The following is an 11497-nucleotide window of genomic DNA, read 5'->3' as shown; positions in this document are numbered from 1 at the left end:
CCGAGTGCCGCCGCCGGGGCCTCGCCGACGCGGCCGGCCGGCGTACTTTCGTGGCCGATATGGATCGTGCCGCGCAGAAAGGTGCCGGCCGTCAGGACGACGGCGCCCGCACCGAAGCGGCGTCCGTCCGCCGTCACAACGCCGGCGATCGCGCCTGATCGATCCTCGATCAGATCGTCGACGCCACCTTCGATGATGGTCAGGTTCGGCGTGTGTGCCAGCAGCGTCTGGATCGCAGCGCGGTAGAGCGAACGGTCGGCCTGCGCGCGCGGGCCATGCACGGCCGGTCCCTTGGACCGGTTCAGCAGCTTGAAATGGATCCCGGCACGATCGGCCGCGACGCCCATCAGTCCGTCGAGCGCATCGATTTCGCGCACAAGGTGGCCCTTGCCGATTCCGCCGATGGCCGGATTGCACGACATGGCACCGATCGTATCGCGGCTGTGGGTCAGCAGCAGGGTCGCGGCCCCGACCCGCGCACTGGCGGCCGCAGCCTCGCACCCGGCGTGGCCACCGCCCACTACGATCACGTCAAAACGCTGTTCCAAAACCCGGTCTCACTTACCGATACAGAATTGTCCAAACACACTGTCGAGCAAATCCTCGACCCCGACCTGTCCGGTCAGTCGCCCAAGCGCGCGCATGGCCAGCCGCAGATCCTCGCCCCGCATCTCCGGCCAGTCCTGCGCCAGAGCGCGCATCAGGGCCGCCCGTGTCTCCTCGATCCCCGCGCGATGGCGCGCACGGGTCAGGGGCGGCGTGCCCTGTCGTGCCGTCAGCGCCGTTGCCTGCGCCGCCAGCACGTCACGCAGTATAGCGAGCCCGTGTCCGGTTTGCACGCTGATCGACAGCACCCCGGGCGGCCCGGCGGCCAGATCCGCCTTGGTGTGCACGGGCAGGGCATTCCCGACCGCCATTGGGGGAATATCCGGCCCGTCGAAAAGATGGAGCGTCCAGTCGGCCTGTTTCACGTGAAACAGCGCCCGGCGGATGCCCTCCGCCTCGATCGGGTCGGCCGTTTCGCGCAGTCCCGCCGTATCGACGAGGGTCACGGGCACGCTGCCCAGCATGGCCCGGACCTCGATCGCGTCGCGCGTGGTACCCGCGACGTCGGACACGATGGCGGCGTCCCGATCGGCGAGGTAATTCAGCAGCGTCGATTTCCCGACGTTCGGCGCGCCCACGATCGCGAACACCAGCCCGCGCCGCAGGCGCTCGCCCCGGCCGGCATCATCCAGATGGGCGCCCGTCTCGTCGATCAGGGCGCGCACGTCGTCCAGCACCGCCCGCTCCACCTCGGGGGGGATCTCCTCGTCGGGGAAATCAATCAGCGCCTCCTGTCGGGCGAGCAGTGTCTTCAGGCGCTCCGCCCACGCGCTGTAGACGCGGCTCAGGGCACCGTCCGCCTGTTCCAGGGCCTGCCGTCGCTGGGATTCGGTTTCGGCCTCGATCAGGTCCGCGATACCCTCGGCCTGGATCAGGTCGAGCCGACCATGCTCGAAGGCGCGGCGGGTGAATTCCCCGGGTTCGGCCGGACGCGCGCCAAGGGCCACGAGCGCGTCGCCCACTGCGTCGATGACCCCGGGTCCGGCGTGCAGGTGCAGCTCGCACGAATCTTCGCCGGTATAGCTTCCGGGCGCGGGAAACCAGAGGACCAGCGCGTGATCGAGAGCCACGCACCGCCCATCGATGGTCCGCTGAAGGGTTCGCAGACGCGCGCTGCGGGGCGGAGGGACCCGCCCCCCGCACAGCGTCGAGAGGATCGCGCCGGTGCCGGTGCCGCTGACCCGCATCACGGCCACCGCGGCGCGCCCGGCACCGGTGGCAAGGGCGAAGATGGGCGCGCCCGTCGCCATACTGGACTGCATCATCCCGACCATAGTACCGTCTGCGTGAAAACCTCCGCACGCATACGCAATCCCGGACCCTGATGCCACAGATTTCCCTGCATTCCCCACTTGGCTCCCTGACCCTGACCGAAGAGGACGGGGCGATCGTGGCACTCGACTGGGGACGGGGCCGCGACCAGGAAGAAACACCGTTACTGCGTGCGGCCGCCGACTGGCTCGACCGCTATTTCGACGGGGAGGCGGAGCCGTTCGACCTGCCGCTGCGACCCTTCGGTTCGCCGTATCGCCAGCAGGTGTGGACGGCCTTGCGGTCCATTCCGCCGGGCGACGTCCAAACCTATGGCGCGGTGGCCCGGACGGCGGGCGGCAGCGCGCGTTCGGTCGGTGGCGCGGTGGGTGCCAATCCGATCCCGATCATCATTCCGTGCCACCGGGTGGTCGCCGCCGACGGGATCGGCGGCTATTCCGGCGAAGGGGGCGTGGAACACAAACAGTTTCTGCTTCACCTCGAACGTCTCTCCAAGATGCCGGTCGAGGCCGGCTGATCCACGAAAGGAAGCGCGTCATGTTCAAGGCCGTCCGAGTCCATGCCTATGGTGGGCCTGAACAGCTCCGGGTCGAGGAACTGCCGACACCGCTGCCCAAGGCGGGCGAAATCCTGCTGCGCCACGAGGCGATCGGCGTGAATTTCATCGACATCTATTTCCGCACCGGCGTCTACAAGTTCCCCTCCATGCCCGCCATTCCCGGTATGGAGGGTGCGGGCATCGTGGAGTCGGTGGGAGACGGCGTCACCTCGGTCGAGGTCGGTGATCGCGTCGTCTATGCCGGGGTTCTGGGCGCCTATGCCGAGCGTCGGGTGGTCCCCGCCGCGCGCTGCGTACCGATCCCCGATGGCATCGACAGTGATGTCGCGGCCGCAGCACTGCTGCGCGGCATGACGGCGCATATGCTGCTCGACGAGGTCCGTCCGGTGCACGCGGGAGAGACGATCCTGGTCCATTCGGCGGCCGGTGGCGTTGGTCTGTTCCTGTGCCAGTGGGCGCGGTGCAAGGGTGTCCGCACGATCGGCGTGGTCTCGTCCGAGGCCAAGGCGGCGCTGGCACGCGACAACGGCGCGACGGAAGTCATCATCGGCACACACGATCTCGCCGCCCGGGTGCGCGAGGTGACGGGCGGCGCGATGGTGCCGGTCGTGTATGACGCAACGGGGCAGGAAAACTTTACCGCCAGCCTCGATTGCCTGGCGCCGCGCGGGATGATGGTGACCTACGGCAATGCCAGCGGCGAGGTGACGGGCATCGCCGCCAGCAGCCTTGCGGCGCGCGGCAGCCTGTATCTGACGCGCCCCACACTGGCGACCTATACCGCGGCGCGCGGCGATCTGGAAAACGCCGCCGCTGCCGTCTTCGGGGCAATCCGGACGGGTGTGCTGAAGGTGCTGATCGGCCAGCGTTACGCCCTTGACGATGCCGCGCAGGCCCAGCGCGATCTCGCCGCCCGCACGACCGTCGGCAGCACCATTCTGATCCCCTGAGCCGCCACCCGTACGTCTGCCCGAATGGTCACGGGCTATTTCCCCTTTGGCCGCGATGCTTTAACGTACGGGCCCTGTCAGAACGGGAAAACCGGCACAGCCGCGCACCGGCGACACGGCACGCTGGGCGGTCAGGATGCGCATTCAGGCAGACAACACGGGGGACAGGGTAGAATGAGCGATAGCGCACGCGAGGCGATGGAATTCGATGTCGTGATCGTCGGTGGCGGTCCGGCCGGGCTGGCAGCCGCGATCCGCCTGCGTCAGACGGCACCGGACGCCACGGTGTGCCTGGTCGAGAAAGGCAGCGAGATCGGTGCGCATATCGTCTCGGGCGCGGTGATCGAGCCCCGGGCCCTGTCCGAACTGATCCCCGACTGGCGGGACAAGGGCGCGCCGCTCAACACGCCGGTCACCGAAGAGTCGATGCTCTATCTGACGCAGACGCGCGCGTTCAAGGTGCCGATGCTCGACCGCGTGATGCCGCACATGAGCAATCACGGCAATTACATCATCAGTCTGGGCGAGTTGTGCCGCTGGCTGGCGTCGCAGGCGGAGGAGCTCGGGGTGGAAATCTATCCCGGTTTCGCCGCCTCGGAGGTTCTCATCGAGAACAACCGCGTGGTGGGTATCGCCACGGGTGACATGGGCGTGGGACGCGACGGCCAGCCGGGTCCGAACTATGCGCCGGGCATGGAACTTCGCGCCAGACACACGCTCTTTGCCGAGGGCTGTCGTGGCTCGCTCAGCAAGAAGGTGATGGCGCATTACGACCTGCGCCGGGGCGTCGACCCGCAGACCTATGGTCTGGGGATCAAGGAAGTGTGGGAGATCCCCGCCGAGAACCACCGCCCCGGCCTGGTGCAGCACAGTTTCGGCTGGCCACTCGACAACAGCACCTACGGCGGCGCGTGGCTGTATCATTTCGGCGAGAACCTGGTGTCCTATGGGTTTGTCGTCGGGCTGGACTACGAAAATACGTGGCTGTCGCCGTTTGACGAAATGCAGCGCGTCAAGACGCATCCGGCGTTCGTCCATCATTTCAAGGGCGGTCGACGCATCGTCTATGGCGCGCGCGCGCTGTCCGAAGGCGGCGTGCAGTCCATTCCGCGCCTGACCTTCCCCGGGGGCGCCCTGATCGGGGATGCGGCGGGTTTCCTGAACGTGCCCAAGATCAAGGGTACGCACACGGCGATGAAATCGGGCATGCTGGCGGCGGAGGCCGTGGCGGACGCTCTGGCAAACGATCGGGTCGAGCCCGCAAGTTTTACGACCCGCGTCAAGGAGTCCTGGCTGTGGGAAGAGCTGCGCGACGTCCGCAACATCCGGCCGGCGTTTTCGAAATTCGGCGCCCGTGGCGGTGCGCTTTACAGCGGGATCGACGCGATGCTGCTGCGTGGCCGGGCACCGTGGACACTGCATCACCGCCATGGCGACAACGAGACGCTGCGCGCGGCGTCGCTGTGCGCACCGATCGACTATCCCAAGCCGGACGGCACGCTGACGTTCGATCGGCTGTCGTCGGTGTTCCTCTCGGCCACCAACCACGAGGAAGACCAGCCCGTGCATCTGAAAGTGCGCAGCGAGGCGATGTGGAAGACCGTGAACTGGGATGTCTACCGCTCCCCGGAAAGCCGCTACTGTCCGGCCGGCGTGTATGAGGCCGTGACCGAAGGTGACGAGACGACGTTGCAGATCAACGCGCAGAACTGCGTGCATTGCAAAACCTGCGACATCAAGGACCCGACGCAGAACATCGACTGGGAGACGCCCGAAGGCGGTGGCGGCCCGAATTATCCCGGCGGGATGTGATTTCGCGCCAAAACCGGCTATGATCCCCCGCGTGTCACTGTTGAATTCAGGCGAAAGACGATCATGAAGATACTCGTGCCCGTAAAAAGGGTGATCGACTACAACGTCAAGGTGCGCGTGAAAGCGGACGGAAGCGGGGTCGAGACCGCCGGCGTGAAGATGTCGATGAACCCCTTCGACGAAATCGCCGTCGAGGAGGCCGTGCGCCTGAAGGAAAAGGGTGCCGCGACGGAGATCGTCGCCGTGTCGATCGGGGTGCAGCAGGCGCAGGACACGCTGCGCACCGCCATGGCCATGGGTGCTGATCGCGCCATTCTGGTGCTGACCGAGGAATCGCCCGAGCCGCTGGCGGTTGCCAAGATCCTGCGTGCGCTGGTCGAGCGCGAACAGCCGGGCATCGTCCTGCTGGGCAAGCAGGCGATTGACGACGACATGAACGCCACGGGCCAGATGCTGGCCGGCCTTCTGGACAGGCCGCAGGGCACGTTCGCCAGCAAGGTCGAGATCGAAGGCGAAAGCGTGCGCGTCACGCGTGAAATCGACGGGGGCCTGGAGACGGTGTCTCTTCAGCTGCCGGCGATCATCACCGCCGATCTTCGCCTGAACGAACCGCGCTACGCCTCGCTGCCGAACATCATGAAGGCGCGCAAGAAGCCGCTGGAGACGATTGCCGCCGGCGATCTGGGCGTCGACGTGGCCCCGCGCCTGACGGTGGTGAAGGTGGCCGAACCGCCGGCCCGCAAGGCCGGCGTGATGGTCGGCTCGGCCGCCGAACTGGTGGAGAAACTGCGCAGCGAAGCGAAGGTGATCTGATCATGACCGTTCTTGTTCTGCTCGACCACGAAGAGGGTCAGATCCGTCAGGCATCGCGCTCGGCCGTTCAGGCGGCGGCGACGCTTGGCACGGTGCATGCGCTGGTCGTCGGCGATGAGGCCGCCGCAGGCGCGGCCGCAAAAATCGCGGGCGTCGAAAAGGTGCTGCTGGCAACCGATCCCGCGCTGGCCCATGAACTGGCCGAACCCGTGGCCACCCTGCTGGTTTCACTGGCCGGGGACTACAGCCATATCGTGGCGGCGGCGACGGCGACCGGCAAGAACATCCTGCCGCGTGCCGCAGCCCTTCTGGACGTGCAGCCGATCCCCGATGTCGTGGAAATCGTCGATGCGGACACGTTCGTGCGGCCGATCTATGCCGGCAACGCGCTGGCGACGGTGCGTTCGTCGGACGGGAAAAAGGTCCTGACCGTGCGTGCGGCCAATTTCGACCCGGCACCCGCCGACGGCGGCACCGCCGACGTCGCGACGCTGGCGCCCGTGGCGTCGCCCGCCACGTCCCAGTTCATCGCGGTGGAGCTGTCGCAGTCTGAACGGCCGGAACTGGATTCGGCGCGCGTGGTGGTGTCCGGCGGACGCGGCATGCAGAACGCCGAGAACTTCAGGCTGCTGGAGCCTCTGGCCGACCGGCTGGGTGCCGCCATCGGCGCATCCCGCGCGGCCGTGGATTCGGGCTTCGTGGCCAACGAGCTTCAGGTCGGGCAGACCGGCAAGATCGTGGCACCGGAGCTGTATGTCGCGCTGGGTATTTCCGGCGCGATCCAGCATCTGGCGGGCATGAAGGACAGCAAGGTGATCGTTGCGATCAACAAGGACCCGGAAGCGCCGATTTTCCAGGTTGCCGATTACGGTATCGTCGGTGACCTTTTCACGGTTCTTCCGGAGCTGGAGTCCGCGCTGGGCTGATGGCGTGCCCTGGGGCGCGTCCGTCCGCCCCGAATACAGCGAGAAGCCCGCGGGCTTCTCGCGCTGTGCCTGTCAGACGATTTTTCTACACATCAGGGTGGGGACAGCGCATTTTCGTCCGCGCGCAACGACATGTCGTCCCGCCCCCGACCGTTTCCGAAACCATATCGTTGCGAGAGTGATATGATAGAGCGCCGCAGACTGGGCCGCACCGACCTGATGGTCAGCGCGATCTGCCTGGGAACCATGACGTTTGGTCAACAGAACACCGAGGCCGAAGGGCACGCGCAGCTCGATTACGCGCTGGATCGCGGCATCAACTTCATCGACACGGCCGAGCTGTATTCGATTCCCCCCCGCGCCGAGACGCAGGGTTCCACCGAGCGGATCGTGGGGTCGTGGCTGGCGGCCCGCGGCAACCGCGACAAGGTGATTCTGGCGACCAAGGTCGTCGGCCGCACGCAGATGGGATGGTTCCGTCCCGACGGCGCGGAGGCACGTCTCGATCGTGCCAACATCCGTTATGCGATCGAGGGATCGCTCAAACGTCTGCGCACCGACTATATCGATCTGTACCAGCTGCACTGGCCGGACCGCGATATCGGTCTGTTCGGCGGCAACGGCAACACGTTTCACGGGCTTGGCGATACCAGCAAGGACGTGCCGATCGAGGAAACGCTCGCTGCACTGGACGAACTCGTCCAGGAGGGGAAGATCCGGCATGTGGGGCTGTCCAACGAGACGGCGTGGGGTACGGCGCGCTTTGTCCATCTGGCCGAGACCGGACATGGGCCGCGTGTGGCGTCGATCCAGAACGCCTACAACCTGCTGAATCGGACCTTCGAGATCGGGCTTGCCGAGCTCGCAATGCGTGAGCAGGTGGGTCTTTTGGCCTATTCGCCGCTGGCGCAGGGCTATCTGACCGGCAAGTACCAGCGCGGTGCCCGTCCCGCGGGCGCGCGCACGACCCTGTTCGATCGTGGGCAACGCTATCAGAAGGTGAACGCGGAAGAAGCGATCGACGCGTATCTGGAACTGGCGGCCGATATGGGCGTCGACCCGGCGCAGCTTGCGCTCGCGTTCGTGACGCAACGCCCGTTCGTAACGTCGAACATCATCGGCGCTACCAGCATGGATCAGCTACGGACTGATCTGGGGTCGCTCGACGTGGTGATTACGCCCGATCTTCTGGCACGGATCGACGCAATCCACGCGCGCTACTGTAATCCGTCGCCGTAAGACGGCGGAAATATACGAACCGGATCGACAGGGGCGTGCTCCTCTGCCGGGCGTGGGGAAAGCGCCCCCACACCCGGCAGGCCCCTCTCAGTCTTCACGCTCGTCGCGGGCGATCGCCTTGTGCTCGCGCGTCGGGCGGAAACGTCCCTGACGGAGGGCCTCTTCGATATCCTCGAGCGACGCGCCAGTGGTTTCCGGCACGAAGAAGAACACGAACAGGGTGCTGAGCAGGTTGATGCCGGCGTAGAACCACATCGTCCCGCCCAGCGAGATCAGATTGACCAGGGTCAGTGCCGTGCCGGTCACCAGAAGGTCGCTGCCCCACAGTGTCGCGGCATGCAGGCTGGTGGCCTGCCCGCGCATCGGCAGCGGGAACATTTCGGCCCCCAGAAGCCAGCCGACCACCTGGATGCCGCCCGAGTTGAACACCATGAACAGCAACAGGAACACTATGATCAGGTCGGCGCCGAACGACCCCTTGGCCGGATGGACGGCAAACATCAGGCCAAGGCCGATGAGGCTGAGCACCGAGCCGGGCCCCATGATCAGCATCAGGCGGCGGCGGCCGATCCGGTCGACGAACACGCAGCCCAGCGCGGTCATGATGAGATAGACGGTGGCGACGCCAAGGCTGGCCAGCAAGGCGGACGACGCGCCGAAACCCGCGTCCGACAGGAAGGTCGGCGCGTAGTAGATCATCATCTCCAGACCGCCGCACTGCGTGAAGAACGCAACGCCGAGCGCGGCGATCAGCGCCGGACGCACCCAGGGCTGACCAAGGCCGCGCCAGCCGCGGTCGCGGTCGTCCACCTCGGCTGCGGTTTCGTGCATCTGGCGGATCTCGTGACGGATCTGCTTGCGGCTCTCGCGCACGCGGCGCAGTTCGTCGACGGCTTCCGTCAGGCCGATGTTTTCGGCCGTCCAACGCGGGCTGCGCGGCATGAAGAACATCGACAGGAACACGAAGGCGGCCGGAATGGCGGCGATCGCGATCATCGGGCGCCAGCCCCATGCGTCACGCGCGGCAAAACCGATGATGTTGGCCAGCAGGATGCCGACGCCGATCGCGACGTTGAACATGGTGACCAGATTGCCGCGCCGTTCCGACGGGGCCAGTTCGGAGATGTACATCGGCACGACCTGCGTCGAACCACCGACGGCCAGACCGAGAAACACACGCGCCACGATAAGCGCGGTGACATCCGGGGCGAAGGAGCAGGCCAACGCACCGATGACGAAGACGGCCGTCACGATGATGACTGATATGCGGCGACCGAAACGCTCGGACATGAAACCCGTGCCGACCGCGCCGATGACCGCGCCGGCCAGAATGGCCGATGTGACCAGTTCCTGGGTACCGCTGCTGAGGTGAAAATCCTTGGTGATCAGCAGCAGAGCACCCGAGATGATGCCGGTATCGTAGCCGTAGAGGCCGCCGCAGATAGCGGCCACCGCGGCTGCGAGCCAGAGTGTTTTCGAGGCGTTGGGCGAGAGTTCGATGGAGCTGACGTGCTGGTTGGCTTCCTTCACGTCCGCCGATGGCGGCGGGGTGGAGGCGGTGGTCGCGTCCTGCATGGGGATCTGCCTTGTGTCCAGTCGTGGTTCCCGGGCGCCAGGCGGGAGAAAAGCGGCGCGGCTACGGCACTCCGTAAACGGCGCGAAGCCCGGCAATGTTGCCAAGCGTCGCATGAAAAGGGCCCCAGTCGTCGGATTCGGCGATGGGCGACCAGAGCGCTTCGACCTGATCGATCAGCATCGTCACCGGATCGTGGCGTTCGAAATACGCCTGCGTCGGCTGACGGCCCGCGAACGCATCGAACAGGGCCCTGACCGGCGCGAAATCCGCCCTGTCATAGAAGGATGCCCGGGGTCCGTTCATCGCGCGTTGTGTGCTGTTGGCACCTCCATACCAGTCAAAGAAGAAATTTTCAAATCCAACCCGTGCGCGGGATAGAAATTCGGTGATCGGCGTCGCTATTTCGGGAACATCGGCATCGGGTTGGTGCTGCAATCCCAGTCTACGCAGATACTGGATATTGAGTTGTTTCTGATAGGTTGTGGCGAATGACTCCAGCGCCACCTGGAACTCTTGCAGCGTGCCAAGCGGCAACAGACATTCGGCAAGACGGGCCAGGTTCCAGCCAAGGGCCTGCGGCTGCCGCCCATAGGCATACAGGCCGGCATGATCGAAATAGGCGGCCGTGAAGCTCTGATCGTAGGTGGGCAGGAAGCGCCAGGGGCCGTAGTCGAAACTCTCGCCCGTGATGGCGATGTTGTCGGTGTTCAGCACGCCATGCACGAAACCGGCCGCCATAAGCTGCGCGCCCGTGGTGGCCACCCGCTCGCACACGGCCCCGAACAGGGCGGCGGCCTCGCTTTGGCCCGGTGCCGGCGCGAGGTCGGGGTAATAGGTGTCGCGCACATAGGCGACCAGCCGGTCCATCGCGGCACGTTCGTCCAGCACGGCAAGGCGCTGGAACGTGCCGATGCGGATATGGGAATGGCCCAGACGCACCAGAACGCACGCGCGGGTCGGGGAGGGTTCGTCATTGCGCGCCAGACGCTCGCCCGTCTCGATCACCGACAGGGTGCGGGAGGTGTTTACGCCCAGCGCCTCAAGCATTTCGGTGGCCAGGATTTCCCGCACGCCCCCCTTGAGCGTCAACCGACCATCGCCGCCACGTGACCATGGCGTCGTGCCGCTGCCCTTGGTGCCGAGATCCATCAGGCGCCCGGTCACGGCATCGTGCATCTGGGCGAACAGAAAGCCGCGCCCGTCGCCAAGGTCGGGGTTGTACACACGGAACTGGTGGCCGTGATAGCGCAGGGCCAGAGGCTGCGGCAGGGAGTCGGGCAGGGGAATGAACCGACCGAAATGGGCGCGCCATTCCTCGTCGGTCAGGGTGTCGAGCCCCACCGTGGCGGCTGCCCGGTCGTTGCGGTAGCGCAGGAGCGTCTGCGGGAAGTCGGCGGGGGCGACGGGATCGTAGAACACGCTGCCCAGATCCATGTGAGCGCGCGAGGGGCGGTAGGTCGGGGAAACGGGCATCGGTCGGCTCCTTGGCGGCCACGCGGCGGTGCGGACGGGTGCCACACCGCCTTGGGTCTCTGCTGTCGAGGGGTGAACGCTCAGCGAGTGCCGAGGATGTCGTCCACCAGAGCGTCGGGCACCGCAGCGGCGGTTGGCCACGCCCAGCGCGGTTGGCGATCCTTGTCGATCACGCGCGCACGAACGCCTTCGGCGAAGTCGGGCTCGGCCAGCAGGCGGCCGACCAGCCGGGTTTCCTGCGCGATCGCGGCCAGAACGTCCGCCTTCGGAT

11 protein-coding genes are annotated in these 11497 nt (G+C 66.2%); 6 read left to right on the top strand and 5 right to left on the bottom strand.

What is annotated here, in order from left to right; genetic code table 11:
* Positions 1 to 548: FAD-dependent oxidoreductase (locus tag HUK82_RS11215; protein WP_176614036.1), on the bottom strand; the 548-nt coding region annotated here is incomplete at its 3' end.
* 9 nt (positions 549 to 557) lie between these two features.
* Positions 558 to 1871, bottom strand: coding sequence for a tRNA uridine-5-carboxymethylaminomethyl(34) synthesis GTPase MnmE (gene mnmE, locus HUK82_RS11210; protein ID WP_373318220.1), 1314 nt, complete (start codon positions 1869 to 1871; stop codon positions 558 to 560).
* 59 nt (positions 1872 to 1930) lie between these two features.
* On the opposite strand from mnmE, the gene HUK82_RS11205 reads away from it, so the two are divergent.
* The 6 genes from HUK82_RS11205 to HUK82_RS11180 all read left to right on the top strand — a co-directional run bounded on the left by HUK82_RS11205 (position 1931) and on the right by HUK82_RS11180 (position 8177).
* Entirely contained in the window at positions 1931 to 2395 is a 465-nt protein-coding gene (locus tag HUK82_RS11205; RefSeq protein WP_176614035.1) for a methylated-DNA--[protein]-cysteine S-methyltransferase, read from the top strand.
* A 20-nt stretch (positions 2396 to 2415) separates the two neighbouring features.
* Positions 2416 to 3387 carry a quinone oxidoreductase family protein gene (locus HUK82_RS11200; RefSeq protein WP_176614034.1) on the top strand — a complete coding sequence of 324 codons (972 nt, stop codon included), beginning with the start codon at positions 2416 to 2418 and terminating at the stop codon, positions 3385 to 3387.
* A gap of 174 nt (positions 3388 to 3561) precedes the next feature.
* Positions 3562 to 5199, top strand: coding sequence for an electron transfer flavoprotein-ubiquinone oxidoreductase (locus HUK82_RS11195; RefSeq protein WP_176614033.1), 1638 nt, complete (start codon positions 3562 to 3564; stop codon positions 5197 to 5199).
* A gap of 63 nt (positions 5200 to 5262) precedes the next feature.
* Positions 5263 to 6012, top strand: coding sequence for an electron transfer flavoprotein subunit beta/FixA family protein (locus HUK82_RS11190; RefSeq protein ID WP_176614032.1), 750 nt, complete (start codon positions 5263 to 5265; stop codon positions 6010 to 6012).
* A gap of 2 nt (positions 6013 to 6014) precedes the next feature.
* The gene (locus tag HUK82_RS11185; protein WP_176614031.1) at positions 6015 to 6938 is read left to right on the top strand and encodes an FAD-binding protein; all 924 of its coding nucleotides are present in this window, start codon (positions 6015 to 6017) and stop codon (positions 6936 to 6938) included.
* A gap of 186 nt (positions 6939 to 7124) precedes the next feature.
* Complete coding sequence (locus HUK82_RS11180) at positions 7125 to 8177, top strand: NADP(H)-dependent aldo-keto reductase (protein ID WP_176614037.1); 1053 nt, start codon at positions 7125 to 7127, stop codon at positions 8175 to 8177.
* 87 nt (positions 8178 to 8264) lie between these two features.
* Here HUK82_RS11180 and HUK82_RS11175 read toward each other — a convergent pair whose 3' ends face one another.
* The 3 genes from HUK82_RS11175 to HUK82_RS11165 form a co-directional block, all read right to left on the bottom strand.
* Positions 8265 to 9752, bottom strand: coding sequence for a sugar porter family MFS transporter (locus HUK82_RS11175; RefSeq protein WP_176614030.1), 1488 nt, complete (start codon positions 9750 to 9752; stop codon positions 8265 to 8267).
* A gap of 61 nt (positions 9753 to 9813) precedes the next feature.
* Positions 9814 to 11226 (bottom strand): protein adenylyltransferase SelO, encoded by a 1413-nt coding sequence (locus HUK82_RS11170; protein WP_176614029.1) that lies wholly within the window; start codon positions 11224 to 11226, stop codon positions 9814 to 9816.
* A gap of 80 nt (positions 11227 to 11306) precedes the next feature.
* Positions 11307 to 11497 (bottom strand): enoyl-CoA hydratase/isomerase family protein (locus tag HUK82_RS11165; RefSeq protein ID WP_176614028.1); only part of this gene is annotated, 191 nt, incomplete at its 5' end.

Source organism: Ameyamaea chiangmaiensis (assembly GCF_013376175.1).
Classification (GTDB): Bacteria; Pseudomonadota; Alphaproteobacteria; order Acetobacterales; family Acetobacteraceae; genus Ameyamaea; species Ameyamaea chiangmaiensis.
This window is presented reverse-complemented; position numbering and strand designations above follow the sequence as displayed.